Origin of the sequence: Photorhabdus caribbeanensis, from assembly GCF_018448885.1 — a bacterium.
Taxonomy (GTDB): Bacteria; Pseudomonadota; Gammaproteobacteria; order Enterobacterales; family Enterobacteriaceae; genus Photorhabdus; species Photorhabdus caribbeanensis.
Window position 1 is genome coordinate 26,467 of the sequence record NZ_RCWB01000035.1, and the last position, 16,708, is coordinate 43,174.

Annotated in this window: 18 protein-coding genes; 6 read left to right on the forward strand and 12 right to left on the reverse strand. The window is 43.5% G+C overall.

Annotated elements, in window-relative coordinates; genetic code table 11:
• Positions 1–24 precede the first annotated feature (24 nt).
• Positions 25–807, reverse strand: a complete 783-nt coding sequence (gene cobA, locus EAE90_RS19055) for a uroporphyrinogen-III C-methyltransferase (RefSeq protein WP_214054835.1) — start codon at positions 805–807, stop codon at positions 25–27.
• Between the two features lie 440 nt (positions 808–1,247).
• On the opposite strand from cobA, the gene eutA reads away from it, so the two are divergent.
• Genes eutA through eutC form a run of 3 tightly spaced genes read left to right on the forward strand, consistent with a single transcriptional unit; the run spans position 1,248 to position 4,923 of the window.
• Complete coding sequence (gene eutA / locus EAE90_RS19060; protein WP_214054807.1) at positions 1,248–2,660, forward strand: ethanolamine ammonia-lyase reactivating factor EutA; 1,413 nt, start codon at positions 1,248–1,250, stop codon at positions 2,658–2,660.
• A gap of 12 nt (positions 2,661–2,672) precedes the next feature.
• Complete coding sequence (locus EAE90_RS19065) at positions 2,673–4,034, forward strand: ethanolamine ammonia-lyase subunit EutB (RefSeq protein WP_214054808.1); 1,362 nt, start codon at positions 2,673–2,675, stop codon at positions 4,032–4,034.
• A 22-nt stretch (positions 4,035–4,056) separates the two neighbouring features.
• Positions 4,057–4,923 (forward strand): ethanolamine ammonia-lyase subunit EutC, encoded by an 867-nt coding sequence (gene eutC, locus EAE90_RS19070; RefSeq protein WP_246550963.1) that lies wholly within the window; start codon positions 4,057–4,059, stop codon positions 4,921–4,923.
• Positions 4,924–5,045: 122 nt separating this feature from the next.
• Here the strand turns inward: eutC and EAE90_RS19075 are convergent, their stop codons facing one another.
• A complete protein-coding gene (locus EAE90_RS19075) occupies positions 5,046–5,693 on the reverse strand; it encodes a hypothetical protein (protein ID WP_214054809.1) in 648 nt (215 codons plus the stop codon).
• Between the two features lie 840 nt (positions 5,694–6,533).
• Here EAE90_RS19075 and EAE90_RS19080 point away from each other — a divergent pair.
• Complete coding sequence (locus tag EAE90_RS19080) at positions 6,534–6,983, forward strand: hypothetical protein (protein ID WP_214054810.1); 450 nt, start codon at positions 6,534–6,536, stop codon at positions 6,981–6,983.
• A 408-nt stretch (positions 6,984–7,391) separates the two neighbouring features.
• On the opposite strand, the gene EAE90_RS19085 is transcribed toward EAE90_RS19080, so the two are convergent.
• From EAE90_RS19085 to EAE90_RS19105, 5 genes are all read right to left on the reverse strand, one after another.
• Positions 7,392–8,177 carry a DUF4225 domain-containing protein gene (locus tag EAE90_RS19085; protein ID WP_214054811.1) on the reverse strand — a complete coding sequence of 262 codons (786 nt, stop codon included), beginning with the start codon at positions 8,175–8,177 and terminating at the stop codon, positions 7,392–7,394.
• A 7-nt stretch (positions 8,178–8,184) separates the two neighbouring features.
• A complete protein-coding gene (locus tag EAE90_RS19090; protein ID WP_214054812.1) occupies positions 8,185–8,664 on the reverse strand; it encodes an Hcp family type VI secretion system effector in 480 nt (159 codons plus the stop codon).
• 411 nt (positions 8,665–9,075) lie between these two features.
• Complete coding sequence (locus EAE90_RS19095; protein ID WP_036777367.1) at positions 9,076–9,390, reverse strand: hypothetical protein; 315 nt, start codon at positions 9,388–9,390, stop codon at positions 9,076–9,078.
• A 261-nt stretch (positions 9,391–9,651) separates the two neighbouring features.
• Positions 9,652–10,701, reverse strand: a complete 1,050-nt coding sequence (cobT, locus tag EAE90_RS19100; protein ID WP_214054813.1) for a nicotinate-nucleotide--dimethylbenzimidazole phosphoribosyltransferase — start codon at positions 10,699–10,701, stop codon at positions 9,652–9,654.
• Between the two features lie 4 nt (positions 10,702–10,705).
• Positions 10,706–11,326 carry an adenosylcobalamin/alpha-ribazole phosphatase gene (locus EAE90_RS19105; RefSeq protein ID WP_214054814.1) on the reverse strand — a complete coding sequence of 207 codons (621 nt, stop codon included), beginning with the start codon at positions 11,324–11,326 and terminating at the stop codon, positions 10,706–10,708.
• A 285-nt stretch (positions 11,327–11,611) separates the two neighbouring features.
• On the opposite strand from EAE90_RS19105, the gene EAE90_RS19110 reads away from it, so the two are divergent.
• Both EAE90_RS19110 and EAE90_RS19115 read left to right on the forward strand, forming a co-directional pair.
• Entirely contained in the window at positions 11,612–11,908 is a 297-nt protein-coding gene (locus EAE90_RS19110; protein WP_214054816.1) for a type II toxin-antitoxin system RelE/ParE family toxin, read from the forward strand.
• 9 nt (positions 11,909–11,917) lie between these two features.
• The gene (locus EAE90_RS19115) at positions 11,918–12,223 is read left to right on the forward strand and encodes a HigA family addiction module antitoxin (RefSeq protein WP_214054817.1); all 306 of its coding nucleotides are present in this window, start codon (positions 11,918–11,920) and stop codon (positions 12,221–12,223) included.
• A gap of 43 nt (positions 12,224–12,266) precedes the next feature.
• On the opposite strand, the gene cobS is transcribed toward EAE90_RS19115, so the two are convergent.
• From cobS to cbiK, 5 genes are all read right to left on the reverse strand, one after another.
• Positions 12,267–13,013, reverse strand: a complete 747-nt coding sequence (gene cobS, locus EAE90_RS19120; RefSeq protein ID WP_214054818.1) for an adenosylcobinamide-GDP ribazoletransferase — start codon at positions 13,011–13,013, stop codon at positions 12,267–12,269.
• A complete protein-coding gene (cobU, locus tag EAE90_RS19125; protein ID WP_214054819.1) occupies positions 13,010–13,555 on the reverse strand; it encodes a bifunctional adenosylcobinamide kinase/adenosylcobinamide-phosphate guanylyltransferase in 546 nt (181 codons plus the stop codon). Before cobU ends, cobS begins: the two co-directional genes overlap by 4 nt.
• Positions 13,552–15,090, reverse strand: coding sequence for a cobyric acid synthase (locus tag EAE90_RS19130; RefSeq protein WP_214054837.1), 1,539 nt, complete (start codon positions 15,088–15,090; stop codon positions 13,552–13,554). The genes cobU and EAE90_RS19130 overlap by 4 nt, the downstream gene beginning before the upstream one ends.
• A gap of 104 nt (positions 15,091–15,194) precedes the next feature.
• Positions 15,195–15,908, reverse strand: coding sequence for a cobalt-factor II C(20)-methyltransferase (locus EAE90_RS19135; RefSeq protein WP_214054820.1), 714 nt, complete (start codon positions 15,906–15,908; stop codon positions 15,195–15,197).
• On the reverse strand, positions 15,908–16,702 hold the full coding sequence (gene cbiK, locus EAE90_RS19140) for a sirohydrochlorin cobaltochelatase (RefSeq protein ID WP_214054821.1): 795 nt from the start codon (positions 16,700–16,702) through the stop codon (positions 15,908–15,910). The genes EAE90_RS19135 and cbiK overlap by 1 nt, the downstream gene beginning before the upstream one ends.
• Between the last annotated feature and the right edge of the window lie 6 nt (positions 16,703–16,708).

Here is a 16,708-nt window from a genome sequence, read left to right on the forward strand (position 1 = left end):
TATCCCCAAATGTTAAGCAGAAAATCAGAGTGCCATCAGTGATGGAACGGAAGACAGCAATAGACGATCCCGGCTAAAAGCCAATGTTTCCCGCAGGCGCACCACATCACCAATCACAATTAATGCTGGCGCAGTCAATCCCTGAGCTGCCACCCGCTGAGCCAGAGTTAGCAGGGTTGCACTGGCAACCTGTTGTTGCTGATGACTGGCATACATCACAACCGCCGCTGGCGTGGTCGGCGCTTTACCGCCTGCAATCAGTTGCTCGCAGATACTCGCCAGTTGAGTCATTCCCATTAAGATCACCAACGTACCTTCCAGCTTTGCCAGCGTCGCCCAATCCTGTGACTCATTTCCCTGACGCAGATGGCCGGTAATAACATGAAAACCTGATGCATAATCACGATGAGTGACCGGTATCCCGGCACAAGCCAGACCACCAATTGATGAACTGATGCCCGGTACCACTTCAAAAGGGATTTTCGCCAACGCCAAAGCTTCCGCTTCTTCACCACCACGGCCAAACACATAGGGATCTCCCCCTTTCAGCCGGACGACATTTAACCCTTGTTGCGCACACTCTACCAAGATCTGATTAATTTGCCGTTGCGGCACTGGGTGATAGTTCGGCGTTTTGCCGACATTAATCATTTTGCAGTCATCAGGTGCTTCGGATAACAGGTCCGGGCTGACTAATCGATCATACACCAGAGCCTCAGCCTGACGGATACAATGCAATCCTCTGACAGTAATCAGCGCCGCATCGCCTGGACCGGCACCTACCAACCAAACTTTTCCGCTATTCATCATTTTTCTCACCCCGTAACGAAAGTCTGTTGGAAGATATATAACCGATAGCCAACAACACGATCTGGTGTAAGATCAATAATTCTTCATTTTTATTAATGTATTGATGATAACCCTCTGCCCTGACACATTGCAGCTTTATCTGCTTGTTTCTCTTAGCAACTTCGCCCAGCATCTTGTATCTATACCCTATGGATCTCAAGATGCATCGCGGCGGCAAGGGAGAGAATTCCTGGGAGCATAGAGAACTATGTTACCGGGGGGAGTGAGTGCAGCCAGCAAAGAGGCAACTTGAAAGATGACAGGTATACGCCATTTTTATTATAACCCCTAATGTTTTTGTGACTACCGTTGACCTTTCAACCAAATTGACGATATTTAATACTGATTTATAAAAAAAAATGCCAACATACGCCTTATTGCAGACAAGAGGCGTAGCGATGGAAGCCAAGGAATTATTCAGTGTCGGTATTGACATCGGCACTACCACTACACAAGTGATCTTTTCGCGTCTGTCACTGGTGAACCGTGCAGCGGTATCACAAGTGCCACGCTACGAGTTTGTTAGCCGCGAGATTATCTGGCAAAGCCCGGTGTTATTTACCCCCGTAGACTTCGCCGGACAATTGCGTGAAGACGAACTGTTCAACTTGATCCAGGCACAATATCAGGCAGCAAACATCGATCCAGAAAGTATCGATTCCGGCGCGGTCATCATTACGGGTGAAACAGCGAAAACATGCAATGCACGCCCTGTAATTATGACACTGGCACAAAAATTAGGGGATTTTGTTGTCGCAACCGCGGGACCACATCTGGAATCCATGATTGCCGGTTTAGGCTCCGGCGCTCAAGCACTTTCACAACAGAAAATGGCCAGAGTGCTCAACATTGACATCGGCGGCGGCACAGCCAACTATGCGCTATTCGATGCCGGGCGACTTATTGCCTCTGCTTGCTTAAATGTCGGCGGTCGCTTATTGGAAACCGACTCTCAAGGGAAAGTTTTACGGGCGCATCCGCCAGGAGCACTCATCGTTGACTCACTATTTGGCGAAAACACAGATATTCAACATCTGACAATCATGCAAATACAGCAAATTGCTACGCGGATGTCGCAATTGCTGTGGGAAGTCGTCACCGGTCCACTCACACCACTGGCGCAACAATTACTGATGACCGAACCGCTGCCAAACTGTGATGAACTCTATGCCGTCACCCTCTCCGGCGGGGTAGGAGAATGTTATCGTCAAGCATCGGATTATGATCTCTTCCGTTTTCACGATTTAGGGCCACTGCTGGCACAAGCTATTCATCGTGATAATGATTTCGTCAAACTGCCGCTGCAAGTGCCGAAACAAACCGTGCGTGCTACAGTCATTGGCGCCGGCGCTCATACATTATCGTTATCCGGTAGTACTATCTGGCTCGATACGCTATCACTACCACTACGCAACATTCCTGTCGTCCATCCTGACACAGAAGCCGCTGAATCACTGGCAGAATCCTGGCAACATGCACTCATACAAATGGATCTGAATGCCGAACAGGATCTATACGCACTGGCCCTGCCCGACGCCCTGCCGGTGAACTATGCCGCCGTGCAGACATGCATTACCGCTTTACAGAATTTTACCGGACGCTATCCCTCTTCTCACCCGCTGCTCATCGTCGCTGGTCAAGACTTTGGTAAGGCATTGGGAATGCTGTTACATCCTCTGATGGGAGAACGGCCGCTGGCGGTTATTGATGAAGTTATCACCCGCACCGGAGATTATATCGACATTGGCACGCCACTATTTAATGGCACTGTCGTTCCCGTCACTATCAAATCACTGGCTTTTCCTTCCTGAGAGAGTGTAAACATGAAATTGAAAACTCAGCTTTTTGGTAAGACCTATCAGTTTAAAGATGTCAAACAGGTGCTGGCAATGGCTAACGAATTGCGTTCCGGGGATGTGCTAGCCGGGGTGGCTGCCGAAAACTCCCAACAACGTGTAGCGGCTAAACATGTCCTCTCAGAAATGACGATTGCGGATATTCGCATGAATCCGATTATTCCTTATGAAGAGGATTGCGTGACTCGCATTATTCAGGATGACATTAACGAAATCGCCTACGCCCGCATAAAAAACTGGAGTATTGGCGAACTACGTGAATATATATTGAGTGATGATACTAGTGTGGATGATATCGCCTTTCTGCGTAAAGGGATCAGTTCTGAAGTTGTCGCTGCCGTAGCAAAAATTAGTTCCAATGCGGATCTGATCTATGGCGCGAAAAAAATGCCGGTGATCAAAAAAGCCAACACCACCATTGGGACACCGGGAACGTTCAGCGCCCGGCTACAACCTAACGATACCCGCGACGATGTACAAAGCATTCTGGCCCAAATTTACGAAGGATTATCATTTGGCGTTGGTGATGCAGTCATCGGAGTTAACCCGGTAACTGACGATGTGGAAAATCTCACTCGCGTGCTGGATACCATTTATGAAGTGATCGACAAATTCGCTATTCCAACACAGGGCTGTGTTTTAGCCCATGTCACGACTCAGATAGAAGCTATTAAACGTGGGGCGCCGGGTGGCTTGATTTTCCAAAGTATCTGCGGCAGTGAAAAAGGGCTAAAAGAGTTTGGCGTAGAATTGGCTATGTTGGATGAAGCCCGTGCCGTTGGCGCGGAATATTGCCGTCTTGCTGGCGATAACTGCCTGTATCTTGAAACCGGACAAGGTTCAGCCCTCTCCGCCGGTGCTCACTTTGGCGCTGATCAAGTGACAATGGAGGCACGAAACTACGGTTTAGCACGCCACTATGACCCATTTCTGGTGAATACCGTTGTCGGTTTCATCGGACCGGAATACCTCTACGATGATCGCCAAATCATCCGAGCCGGATTAGAAGATCACTTTATGGGAAAACTCAGTGGCGTCTCAATGGGATGTGACTGCTGCTACACCAACCACGCAGATTCCGATCAAAACCAAAATGAAAACCTGATGATCTTGCTGGCAACCGCAGGGTGTAATTTCATCATGGGAATGCCGCTTGGTGATGATATTATGCTCAATTACCAGACTTCCGCTTTCCACGATACCGCTACTATCCGCCATCTGCTCAATCTGCGCCCATCCCAAGAGTTTGAACGCTGGCTAGAACATATGGGATTGATGGCAAACGGCCGCTTAACATCACGTGCAGGCGATGCATCGTTCTTTTTCTGATTCTTTGCTGAGATAAACCACCATGAACCAAAAACCAATTAAAACGTGTGCCGATAATGCGATCTTTAGCCAGGAACCACAAACATTATCCCCCCCTACAGCGGGAATCATCGACGAAGCTGAAAACTGTACGCCGGATTTAGGCTCCTTAGAAGCCAAACAGTGGATCGGTGTTCAAAACCCGAACCGTATGGAAGTCTTACAGGAATTACGCCGCAGCACTGTGGCGAGAGTCGGTACCGGCCGCAGCGGTCCACGCCCCCGCACTCAGGCATTACTACGTTTTCAGGCTGATCACTCCCGTTCTAAAGACACGGTGTTAAAAGAAGTCCCGACCGAATGGATAGAAAAACAAGGATTGCTGGAAGTGCAATCTCAAGTTAGCGATAAAAATCTCTATTTAACTCGGCCGGACCTGGGAAGAAAACTCAGTGCGAATGCGGTAGAAACCTTGCTGACACAGTGCAAAACCGGCCCCGATGTACAGGTTGTGATTTCTGATGGCCTTTCTACTGATGCCATTACCACCAACTACGAAGATCTTGTGCCACCACTGTTAAAAGGGTTGGAACAAGCAGGAATGTGCATCGGCACACCATTTTTTGTGCGCTATGGCCGTGTCAAAATCGAAGATCAAATTGGCGAGTTACTGAAAGCTAAAGTGGTTATCTTACTTATTGGAGAACGCCCCGGATTGGGGCAATCGGAAAGTCTCTCCTGCTATGCCGTTTACCAACCAACTGTAGAAAAAACGGTTGAAGCCGACCGCACTTGTATCTCGAATATTCATCGTGGCGGCACACCACCCATCGAAGCCGCAGCAATTATTGTCGATTTAGCGAAAAATATGCTGGAACAACAAGCTTCCGGCATTGCGCTTAGTCGTTAATTAGAATAGTGGATATAAATAACACTCTTTTATTTAAGGGGGGAAACCCCTTTTATCTAATTAAGAATATTATCAATATAAAAATAAAAAATAGGATGGCAGGCCAGAACCTGCCTCCTGCTTCATTTATCGCTTAACCATAAATGAGACATAACTTCAAATTCTGCATTTTGAACATCACGGCTAATGTTATAGACTACAATTTTATAGTAATGAACAACATTAGGCGGTGATGCAAGTATATCGGTGTTACCGGCGTCAACATCAACATGAGTATACATATTATAACTTCCAAACGGACCAGCCCAATAATTTATAGCCCTAATATGTGCAAAGCCAGTGTTTCTTATAATTGCATCACTGAATTCAGTAGGGAGTACTGAATCACCAGAATTATAAATTTCAAATCCATGTGGATTGGTCAACAGTATTTTTCTTGAACGAATGGCAGTGTTTTTATACTTAGAATCCAATACAAAATCAATTTCTGCCGTTTCAGTACTGCTAAGATTGGAAACTACTATTTTATATCGGTAAAGAAGGTGAGTAGGTCTTGCGAGTATTCTAACTTCTCCAAGATAAACATCAACATAACTATACTGCTGATAATCTCCAGTCAGACTAGCCCAGTAATTTATAGCTCTAATTGGTGCTATAGTCCTGTTTTTTATAACTGCCGTTGGGACAGTACTGGGCATTACAATATTGCTACTACTATAAATCTCAACGGTTTGAAGAGGACCTATAGATATTCTTTTTTTCGTTGACATTATTCTTTTCCTTATTATTTATGTTGTTTAGTAATATATATAACAGGTAGTTTTACCTGTAAAATTTAACTTAACACTTTCCACAAACAGTTAAATATTGAAATTTGTCAGCACAGTGAAAAAATACAATCAACGAATTCATTGTATATACTTTGTCATTCAATCATGTAATAAATAACAACCGAAATAATAAGGTGCTGTTTTTTCCGCATTATCTATTCTGATAACAATTCTCTTTCTCATTTCTATTACGACAGCAGTACCATACCATTAAATACAACAAGCTTTTGAAAAACAGATATAAATAATGCATTTATTAGGTATAATAAAGTTATAATTATGTTATGATAAGTCATTATATCAACAAAATATTATGAGATTGAATAGATGGATTTGGAGAAATTAAGAAAATTAACCCTCAGTAGTGGATTCACATTTAAGGAGCTTCTTATGATGCAAAGAACCTTTAAAAATCTTGACGATGATGAAAGAAGATATGTAATAAAACATTACACAAAAAGCGATAATATTTACAATGTTATAATATTATTTTCTGAAGAAGTAGGTTTTCCTGTGTTATACATAACTGCCTGGTATGTAGTATTCATATTAATAGAACTGTACGATAATGCGTGGTTTATGATTCCATTTACATCACTTACTTATGTCATTGTGACAATGATATGTTTATGTTACAAACATTTTTGTCAAAATTATACTTTCCCCATGTGCATAAAATTAATAATTTTCTATATTCGCTTTAAAATAAAAGAAAAACTCAAGAAATTATAAAAAATAATAAAAATAACCATAAAACAAAATAAAATCGAGCCTAAATAAATGAACCTAACTGACTTAAGAAAATTAATATTAAATAGCGGATTCACCTTAAAAGAATTACTTAAGATAAAGAGAAGCTTTATTATTCTACACAAAGATGAGCCTGATGTTTATGACAAATACCAAAGTAAAACAGATTGTTTTTGTCATTATCTGTTATTTATAGCTGAAGAAGTCTCTTTACCATTAACATTTTCTACTTCAGTTTTTTTATTTATAATAACAGGCATGTTTTTCAGTGAAATGGCATATGGAATTCCATTAATGTCATCTATTTACTTATTTTTTGCTATTTCTGCTTTTATTTACTACAGCCTTTCCGTTAGCTGTAATTTAATCACAGGTTCAAAATTGTTAATTTTCTATATTCGTTTTAAAATAAAAACAAGCCCAATTATTAAATTCATCAATAAAATATCAACAAAAATAGCCAATTATAAAACAAAATAAAATCGGGTCTAAATAAATGAACCTAACTAACTTAAGAAAATTAATATTAAATAGTGGATTCACCTTTAAAGAATTGATTAAGATAAAGAGAAGCTTTCTTGTCCTGCATAAAGATGACCCGCACATTTATAATAAATATCAAAGCAAAACAGATTGTTTTTGTCATTATCTACTATTTATAGCTGAAGAAGTTGCTGCACCACTAATAATGTTAACCTCAGTTTGTTTATTTATAATATCAGGTATGTTTTTCAGTGAAAAGGAATATAGTATTCCATTAATGTCATTTATTTACTTACTCTTTTTTATCTCATTCTCAATTTATTATAGCCTTTCCGTTAGCTGTAATCCCATCACAGGGTTAAAATTAGCAGCCTTTTATATTCGTTTTAAAATAAAAAATAAATTTCAATCGTCATGAAGTTTATTTATATCATCTATCAAAAGTTTGACTTTATATATACTACCAGATATTTGAATGGTTAAAATAGGATTTGGTGTTAACCGCCATTTTCTGGAAAAATCCGAATTAATATATCTGAACAATTTCCCTGTTCCCGGTTTAAGTTTAAACATTCCATATGTTCCATATGCACTCGCCACTAAATCAACTGTACTATAAGCAACATCAGCTACACCATCATCATAACCTAAAGCATGAGAGATGTGCCTATATCCTGCCCTGACCCAGCCGATATCTTGATTTTCATAAAGAATCGGACTAATAGATTCATAAAAGTTATTACCTCCATGAGCGAATAAAACAACTCCCAGTGATTTGACAGTTTTAGATCTTACTAATTTACCTGACTTAAAAACTGAAAAACCAGCAAACATCTGAACACCACCAGCAACAACCCCACCGCCTATTTTTGCGTATTTAACCACGCCCTGATCTTCAAATATATCGGTTACAATATATTTGGTATAATCCTTACGCCTTAAAGCCTGATATTCTCTTTCCGTTATTTCATATTCATCTTTTACTTCATAAACCAATCTCTTCTTTTCATTTACATCAAATGTATTTTTAAACTCACGTGTTTTTATATTAACAAAGTCATCAATTTCTTTTAAATATGACATTCTCAACTGGCTATCTTCTATAAAAAAACTAGCAGCCAAGTGTGCTTTACGCTTCAATGACGAAGCGTAATTATTTAAATCATAAGAAAGATGAGATATCCCTTTCATAAAATCCTCAGTAAACGTTGTCTTCCCATATGCTATATGCACTGGTGCCGGACATAATATGTTCCCACGTTATTGATTTATACATCAAAGATAAACTCTCCTGTGGCTGGCATTCATTATGCGTAGATGAGTTTGGATAAAACCCATTCAATCCACATATATATGCGCCGGTGAGTTTTATCTTATAATAGAGTTCTAAACCACCTTTAGTTGATGTTCTGTAAAAATAAAAAATACATTGCAGCGATTCTTTATTGGTTATGGCTAATCCCAAAAGAGGAGAAGATTTATCTATTGGCTTTCTTATCTCAACCGGCTGATGGTTAACATGTTGACCTCTGGTTATATTAGACGTCAATTCATAAACAAATATATGGTCTTCATGACCAAGCTGACATGTATTACCAATAGAATCAACCGTTGAACATCCTTGTGATATCAAACCTTGCTTATCACCCCTAATTTCTAAATAGATTATATTCGCCATAGAAAACCATCAGTTAGTCAATATTCAAAAACATGAATATATATTATCTTGATAAAAAATATAATATAGATATTGGGTTCATTGCCAAAGAATGTGATAAACCTCATGATAAGGGAAATTTAGCTAATCCTTTGGTGTTATAAATAACATTTAATTGCTGCCAATATTCCACTTAAATTAAATTTGAATGGATTTTTAATCCAATACGATTAAGTATAATGAAAGTCATTGCCAAGCAAATATTACGGGATATATTTACTAAAAATGCTTAAAATTATTATCCAAGAATAAGGGAATCCAAAAGAGCGAAATTTAATATCAACTAAAAATAAAGGATGGCAGGTCAAAACCTGCCTCCTGATTGGTTTGGTAGATAGTGAAATTCTTAAAATAGGGTTCATGAAAGATCAACTACCAATTCCAAAATTGCGATGTAACTTCAATTTCTGCGTTGTAAATAGTGCTGAGATTGGTGACTATAATTTTATAAAAATAAACAGCGTTAACAGGTGCGAGAAATGTTTTTTCCTCACCAGGGTAAACATCAATATAACCATACTGGTTATAATCTCCAATCGGGGGAGCCCAGTAATTTACCGCCCTAATCGGCGCCATACCATTGTTTTTTATAATCGCCAAAGGATAATGATTGGGAAATATTACATTTCCATGCTTAAAAATCTCAAACGATTGACCAGGGTTTATAGCTATAACTTTCGATGACATTTTATTCCTTCCTTATTTTAACTGTTATTTAGTGAAATATATAATAGGTGATTTCACCTATGAAATTTAACTTAACACTTTCCGTGAACAGTTAAATATTGAAATTTATCAGTGAAGTAAAAGAAATACGATAAACGAACTCATCGTATATAAGTCTCATTCAACGGTAAGATTAGTAGAATTCCAGACCTGACAATATTCAAGTCTGAATATAATTATTTTATTTTCTTATTAATGCTGGTTATTAAATTATCCTGACAATTAGAACGGTAACACAATATTACTTTCAGCGAGTAGTCCCATATCGTTATACATAGCACAAGCCGCATCCACCAGATGCATAGCCAACGCAGCGCCGCTACCTTCCCCTAAACGCATGTCCAAATGCAGGTAAGGCTCTAGTTGCAGGTGTTGCAACGCAATAATGGAACCTTTCTCTGCCGATAAATGCGAAGGAATTAGGTAATGACGCACATCAGGAGCAATTCGACAAGCGGCCAGCGCCGCCGCGTAAGAAGGGAATCCATCCAGAATCACCGGCAACCCGGCAGAGGCGGCGCCAAGCATTACGCCCGCCATACCCACCAAATCATAACCTCCAACCTTGGCCAATACATCAATGCTATCTCTGGCATCAGGCCGATTGATTTCAATCGCCTGTTGCACAACCGCCACTTTGTGATGCAAGCGTTCTCTGGGGAAGTTAGCCCCAACTCCTACAATCTGTTGTGGATCATTGTCTGTAAAGACGCTGACCACAGCCGCCGCCGGTGTGGTATTCGCCATACCCAATTCCCCCACACCAAACAGTTTCACGCCATTTGCAGCCTGTTCCAGCGTCAGGTGTGCGCTTGCCAGCAATAGATCTTCTGCTTGCTGGCGGCTCATTGCCGGTCCTTGAGCAATGTTGCCACTGCCACGCCCCATCTTCATATTCACTAATCCCGGCACAGGATCACTGTCAATGCCTACATCCACAACTTTCACATCAGCACCCGCATTTGCCGCCAACACGCAAACACCGGTGATCCCTTTCATCATATTCTGCGCATGAATAGCCGTTGCTGATTTGGGCGATATGGTCACGCCTTCGTCATAAACCCCATGATCAGCAACCATCACAATAATCTGCTTACGATCAATATGATGGCCCGATAATCCCCTCATTCCGGCAAGCTGAATCGCCAGATGTTCCAAACGTCCGAAGCTGCCTGTTGGTTTAACCAGCTCATTCAATCGAGTAGCAGTACGCGCCATCGCAACGTTATCCAATGGCACAATCGCATTAATGATCGATGAAAATGTTTGCATGGTGTTATTTCCGTGTCTCAGGCGGCTGCCAGCCAGTCCGGTTATTAAATGTGCGCAAGGTAGTAAATCCGTGTTGGATTTCCACGACACTGTACGTTCCCTGTTCAAAATGAAAGCGCCACATAGCAGCAGGCGGCATAGTTAGCAGACGCGCCAGTAATAAGCCCAATACTCCCTGATGCGCGACTAACAACAAATTATCCTGACTTTCTTGTATCAGCAGTTGCTGAACCACATTCTCTATCCGAGCCGCAAATGTCGGAAAGGTTTCACCCCCGGTCGGGGATGTCTGTTGCCAATCCGCTAACCAAGCAACCCAAGCTTCTGCGTCTTCATGCTGCAAATCGCGGTGATGGCGCATTTCCCATGCGCCAAAATGCATCTCATTGAGTTGCACATCAATGGTAGCTGATAGCGAATGATCGGCCAGAATAATCTCCGCAGTATGACGCGCCCGCCGTAACGCGCTGCTTATCGCTTGCGAAAATGTCACTGCCGATAGATAACGGGCAACTTGCCTAGCCTGATTTATCCCCGTTTCAGTCAGCTCCACATCCGTCATACCACAGAAAACACCGCTCAGATTCGCTTCTGTTTGACCGTGCCGAACCAAAAATAGTCGCATTGTTGTTACTCTATTTTGAGAATGTTTTTTAACTGGCCAAACATCGATTCTATCGGATAACGTTTTCTCAGAATGCCCTATCCTAATAGCGATAGCACCTTTTTCATCAGGTGAGCATAAAACGCTGCGAGCTATGTCACTGCTCATTCGCTCAGATAAAGTATTTCTGTTTTATAATTCCAGCGTATCATATGTTTTTTAGGGGCATCTTGTTCCTTTTTGGTTTCACTATGCGTCCATTTTGGGTACAATTATTTTATCAAGAATGAACTAGAGGAAAGGCCAATGATTGGTAGTTTTAGGGATGGAGAAACAGGCTCATTGGCAAAGTTCTACTTTGACAGCATTCGAGGAGGAGACATACCTGCTACTATCATAAGTCCTTTACGTAGAAAGCTTTCTCTTCTGGAGGCCTCCACTACAGAGAAATCACTGTTCTCTCCTCGTAGTAATAATTATGAGCGCCTTTCAGGAAACTTAGATGGATGGTCTAGCATTCGTGTATCTATTCAATGGAGGCTCATTTTTCGCTGGCGTGACGGCCATGCTTATGATCTTTATCTTGACCCGCACAAATACTAAGGAGGCTTTATGGATACCAGAACAGCAGAACCTACCACTGTAGGTGAAATGTTGACCGAAGAGTTTTTGAAACCCTTGAAAATAACTCAACAGCAGTTAGCGAGTGCGATGGGTGTTTCTCGCAAGGTTATCGGCCAAATTGTGAATAATTCCCGGCGCCTATCCGTTGCAGAGGCCACGCAATTAGCCGGTTTATTTGAAACGGATGAGGATTTTTGGATTAACCTTCAAGCAGCTCATGATCGCTGGGAAAGTCGCCAAATTTCCGCCCGTAAGCATTATGTACCTATTACTGTTATTCTCTCAGCCAGCTAACACTTAGCGAGAATAGGGGTTGGGTATTTTGCCAAGCAATTACTCACAGTAGCGCCAGTAAAAATACCAACTCCCCAACTTCCACTGACGCGCCAAGGGTATCACCGGTCTGACCGCCTAAACGGCGGTGCAGATACATTGCCAGCAACCCGATAACCAACAGCGTAATCGCCAATGCCAGCACGCCAGACCATCGCATCAGTAGAGCAATCAACATTGCCCCGCTTAACAATGTCAACAGTGTCTGATAACCGTTAACCCGACCAATATAGAGATTCCCCAGCCCACTCCCTTCACGAGCACAACGCTGGCGGTACATTAACAAGATAATCGCACTCCTGCCCGCCACTGACGCAGCAGTTAAAGCCATCAGCATAGAAGCGCCACGCAGAGATAATTCGCTCACCACCAGCACTTTCGCCAAAATGAGAAAGATCAATGCCAACCCACCATTGGTTCCCAAACGGCTATCACGCATAATCTCTAGCATCCTTTCCCGTTTACGGGCAGAAAATACGCCATCACAGGTATCCGCTAAACCATCAAGATGAAGCGCCCCAGTTAACAATGCCAGCGCTAATACGTAACCCAATGCCGCCAAGGGAGCGCCACACCAGGGAGCCAGCAAGGTAAAAATCGCCGCCGCAAGCATACCGACGATCAATCCAACCAATGGAAAACTCGCTATGCCACGCACGTAGTGATCGATTTCTAATCCCTGTGTCCAGCGCGATGGTACCGGAATGCGAGTCATAAATTGTAAGGTGGCAAGAAACAAACGCAGGCTCATTTAATTTTTACCTCAATTCCCGATACCATCAAAAATACTTCACTGGCCGCAGCCGCCAGCCGCTGGTTAACCCTTCCGGCAATATCACGGAAATGTCGGGCCAGACGGTTCTCCGGCACAATGCCCATTCCCAGTTCGTTAGTAACCAGATATATCGGGGAAGTCATGTAGGTACAAGCTGCTAGCAGATCGCTAATTTGCTGCTGAATTCCCACCTCCAATACAGCAAAATCCATTTGTTCAGGTGGTATTTCTCCAGCTTGCTCAAATAATAGGTTGGTAATTAAGGTGGTGATACATTCCAAGATAACCGCTTCTCCCGGTCGGGTTTGCGTCGTGATAACTGCACCGAGATCGCGATAGCCCTCCCATATGCGCCAATGAGCGGGCCGATTCTTACGGTGCAATTGTATACGTTCAGCCATTTCACTGTCTGTTACTACGGCAGTCGCAATATACAACACCTGTTCACTCGCTTGTGCCGCCAGTTTCTCCGCCAGCACACTTTTTCCACTACGAGCCCCGCCAGTGATCAAGATCACGGAGCCGAACCTTGTCGATGGGTTTTCATGCACTGATAAATCCGTTCTATATCAAGATGTTCGCGCATGGCTTTCGCCAGAAGGTCAAACTGAGTCTGTTTGTAGTGGGTATAATCCAATGTTTCCCCCTGATAAGCCGCCAATCCTTTGCGCTGACGCAAAGTATTAAGCAGAGCGCGGGTAAAATGAGCGCTATCAAACAAACCATGAATATAACTTCCCATCACACTGCCCTCCCGATTAACTGCGCCATCACACCAACCACCAGACTGGCCGTTACGCTCGGTAATACAGGCAAACGGGGTCGCATCCGCTCCCAGTATCGAATTACCCATATGAATTTCATAACCGCGAATAGGCTGCTCAATGCAGTCTGACAACAAGCCCGGCAATGCTGACAAGCTCTTACCGTTTACCCTAGTCGTTACTTTTTCGTGGGCAAAGCAGGTTTCCATATCCAGTAATCCAAGGCCATTCATCTGTTCAATACCTGATTCCACGCCATCAATAATCCGTTTCCCCAACATTTGATAGCCACCGCAGATACCGATAACCGGAACACCCGCCTGATGTGCCGCTAACAAGGCATCCGCTAACCCGTTCTGCCTCAGCCATTGCAAATCTCCCAACGTGTTTTTGCTGCCGGGCAAGATAATCAGATCCGATGGCTGCAACGCTGATGGTTGAGTCACATAACGCAAGCGAACATCCGGTTGCACCGCCAGCGCGTTAAAGTCAGTAAAATTAGCAATATGGGGCAGACGAATCACCGCAATATCCAGCGCCTTTTCTGTCGCGCTATCATATTTGCCGGTTTGCAGTGCTACACCGTCTTCATCTTCCAGATCGATATTCAGCCAAGGCATGACGCCCAATACCGGCACTCCGGTTAAGGCTTCAATCTGTTCAATACCCGGCTGGAGCAAGCTGACATCACCTCGGAATTTATTGATGATCACCCCTTTTACCCGCGCTTTCTCCTCCGGGCGTAACAGTGCCAATGTGCCATAAATGGCCGCAAATACACCGCCGCGATCGATATCCGCGACCAACAGCACAGGGGCATCCACCATTTCCGCCATCCCCATATTGACAATATCTCGATCTCGCAGATTGATCTCCGCCGGACTGCCAGCCCCCTCCAACACAATGACGTCATATTCACGGGCCAGACTGTGAAAAACTTCACAAATTTGCTGCTGCAAACTGGGCTTGTACTGGTGATACTCCACCGCATTCATGCTACAGGCCACTTTTCCCATTAACACCACTTGCGCCTTACGCTCGCTGGTGGGTTTAAGCAATACCGGGTTCATCCGTACATCAGGCTCGATACCCGCCGCCTCTGCCTGAAAAATCTGCGCCCTGCCCATCTCTTCACCGTTAATAGTGATACCAGAATTCAGCGCCATATTCTGTGATTTAAACGGCGCGCAGCGATAACCATCCTGAACAAAGATGCGACATAACCCCGCAACCAATACACTTTTTCCAACATCGGATGCCGTACCCTGCAACATTAAAGACAAGCCCATCATGCTATCTCCTTCATTATTGGTGTAGCAGAGCAAAAAGCTGCTCCCCAGTTTTTACCGCCACGATTCCATTCGCCATGCAGCTTTAGCTGCCGCTCCAGCACTTATTTCTCCGTATGCCACTGTTTATTCACTAGAATAGTGGAGAAATAAGGTAATTTCCGATCGGCGTCTACCTGATCCAAACGACGCCAGCACTGTTCACTTGGCAATGTAGCATCCGCCATCAATAGGGCATGTTCAAACAAATTCAGACGCGCCAACAATGTACTCACTGCGGCAAAACGGTTATAAACTTTCATCAGCACTACGCAATCATGCGTTTGCAGTGCCTGCTCCAGCTCGGTTTCCGGCGCAGTACAAGACATGATCGCCATTGATTGCTGTTCCATCGCCAGCGGTAAGACGGTACGCGCGGCAATCGCGGCAAAAGAGGTGATGCCTGGAACAATTTCCAGCCACTCTTGCCGACCAATTCGCGCCAGCAAAAATACCCAAGTACTGAATAACATGGCATCACCCAACGTGATAAAACCCACTTGCAACCCTTTTGCGACTTCATCTTGCAGTTGTTGCGCCACTTCATCCCATACCGCCTGTTTCTCTTCGCCATTAGTGCTCATTGGAAAATGGCAGGTACGAATTTCCGTGTGGGGCAACAGGTATTCACGCACAATGGAGAGCGCCAGACTATCCCCTCCTTTACGTCCAGCGGGTGCATAAAGCACATCAAGGTGAGCAAGTATTCGAGCTGCACGTACGGTAACTAAATCACTGGCGCCCGGACCAACGCCTATAGCATAAAGTCTTCCATTCATCACACCACCTCCTGCTGATCTGCCTGTAACGCATCTGCCAAGTGTTGAACGAACATCTGGCGAATCAACGGATTTTCACCTAATCCCTGTAACCAAGATTGGGTTTTGATCCCAACAGCCTCCAGTTGAGAACGCCACGAATCCGGCTCGTCTGATGCCATGTCGTTAATCGCATGATCGCCGGCCACCATCATTAATGGCATCAAATGTACTTTACGCACCGCCTGATGCCGCAAGCGAATGATGATATGGTCGATTTCTGGGTAGCTCTCCACCGCGCCAACTAACGCCGGGAAATTATGTGAATTCATCAGGTGATCAAGGCATGCATAGGCAGAAAAGGCATGATGGGTTGCACCATGTCCCATAAATACCACGCGCTCATCCGCCGCTAATGGCGGCATCTGACTTTTCAGGGCAACAAGCAGTTGTTGATAATCGGCAAAGCTATTAAGCAACGGCGTACCTACTACCAATCGTTGGAAATGATCACTAAAAGCACGCACTTCACTGACGATCTTTTCATATTCGTCACCGTTGATAACATGCAGGGATTGAATAGCGACATCCTGATAACCTTCATTGGCTAAACGCTCCAACGCCTGACGTGGGTTATCCACCTGTAGGCCGTCACGTCTTTTTAATTTACGGATGATCATTTCTGAGGTGAATGCACGATACAGATCGCGATCACGGTAAGCCGCTGCCAGTTGTTGTTCACAGACATCAATATTTTTTTGCCGGGTTTGATGATAGCTGGTACCAAAGCTAATAATTAATAGTGCTTTTTTCATTTTATT

Excerpts from the sequence above, each read along its gene's own strand:
- EAE90_RS19075 (WP_214054809.1), bottom strand. The coding sequence starts at position 5,693 with ATGTCAACGAAAAAAAGAATATCTATAGGTCCTCTTCAAACCGTTGAG.
- EAE90_RS19135 (WP_214054820.1), bottom strand. The coding sequence starts at position 15,908 with ATGAATGGAAGACTTTATGCTATAGGCGTTGGTCCGGGCGCCAGTGAT.
- EAE90_RS19065 (WP_214054808.1), top strand. The coding sequence starts at position 2,673 with ATGAAATTGAAAACTCAGCTTTTTGGTAAGACCTATCAGTTTAAAGAT.
- cbiK (WP_214054821.1), bottom strand. The coding sequence starts at position 16,702 with ATGAAAAAAGCACTATTAATTATTAGCTTTGGTACCAGCTATCATCAA.
- EAE90_RS19115 (WP_214054817.1), top strand. The coding sequence starts at position 11,918 with ATGGATACCAGAACAGCAGAACCTACCACTGTAGGTGAAATGTTGACC.
- EAE90_RS19090 (WP_214054812.1), bottom strand. The coding sequence starts at position 8,664 with ATGGCGAATATAATCTATTTAGAAATTAGGGGTGATAAGCAAGGTTTG.
- EAE90_RS19105 (WP_214054814.1), bottom strand. The coding sequence starts at position 11,326 with ATGCGACTATTTTTGGTTCGGCACGGTCAAACAGAAGCGAATCTGAGC.
- eutC (WP_246550963.1), top strand. The coding sequence starts at position 4,057 with ATGAACCAAAAACCAATTAAAACGTGTGCCGATAATGCGATCTTTAGC.
- eutA (WP_214054807.1), top strand. The coding sequence starts at position 1,248 with ATGGAAGCCAAGGAATTATTCAGTGTCGGTATTGACATCGGCACTACC.
- EAE90_RS19085 (WP_214054811.1), bottom strand. The coding sequence starts at position 8,177 with ATGAAAGGGATATCTCATCTTTCTTATGATTTAAATAATTACGCTTCG.
- EAE90_RS19095 (WP_036777367.1), bottom strand. The coding sequence starts at position 9,390 with ATGTCATCGAAAGTTATAGCTATAAACCCTGGTCAATCGTTTGAGATT.
- EAE90_RS19130 (WP_214054837.1), bottom strand. The coding sequence starts at position 15,090 with ATGGGCTTGTCTTTAATGTTGCAGGGTACGGCATCCGATGTTGGAAAA.
- cobT (WP_214054813.1), bottom strand. The coding sequence starts at position 10,701 with ATGCAAACATTTTCATCGATCATTAATGCGATTGTGCCATTGGATAAC.
- cobS (WP_214054818.1), bottom strand. The coding sequence starts at position 13,013 with ATGAGCCTGCGTTTGTTTCTTGCCACCTTACAATTTATGACTCGCATT.
- EAE90_RS19110 (WP_214054816.1), top strand. The coding sequence starts at position 11,612 with ATGATTGGTAGTTTTAGGGATGGAGAAACAGGCTCATTGGCAAAGTTC.
- EAE90_RS19080 (WP_214054810.1), top strand. The coding sequence starts at position 6,534 with ATGAACCTAACTGACTTAAGAAAATTAATATTAAATAGCGGATTCACC.
- cobA (WP_214054835.1), bottom strand. The coding sequence starts at position 807 with ATGAATAGCGGAAAAGTTTGGTTGGTAGGTGCCGGTCCAGGCGATGCG.